The 457-nt window shown below is 37.9% G+C and carries 1 protein-coding gene; it reads left to right on the top strand.

Annotation, left to right across the window (positions count from 1 at the left end; genetic code table 11):
* Positions 1-193: 193 nt before the first annotated feature.
* Positions 194-457 (top strand): hypothetical protein (locus FW758_RS24810; RefSeq protein ID WP_446446849.1); only part of this gene is annotated, 264 nt, incomplete at its 3' end.

The raw sequence follows: 457 nt of genomic DNA, 5'->3' as shown, positions 1-457 counted from the left end.
TCAGCAACATCGCAGGGGAAGGTCTACTTCTGTAGCGACTGTGCGAACAATTAATCCCCAAAGATCTGTGCCTGTCCGATCTTTCAATGTTAATTAGTACAAGTTGTAGACAAACCGAAAGTGCATTATGTTGTTGATCTAAAATGGATGGCCGATTTATATTTCAGATATAAATATATCAAGAGAAAATTACATGGATTTTAACGAATACGAACTACAAAGACTATTTGGTCATGAAGCGGCTGAGGATGAAGACCCTCAGAGACTTAAAGAGTATTACTTCAAAAGTAAAGCCTATAAGCAAGTTGTAAATGACCTTCCACTGAGAATAGTGGTTGGGCACAAGGGAATTGGTAAGTCCGCCCTTTTCCAGGTAGCAATTGATGAAGAAGCAGAAAATAATAGACTCACTTTGTTGATAAAACCTGATGATATTGTAGGCATTGGCGATAATAAT

The organism is Shewanella sp. 1180_01 (assembly GCF_052850535.1).
The sequence above is the reverse complement of the archived record's forward strand: the minus strand, read 5'-3'. Positions and strand labels throughout refer to the sequence as shown.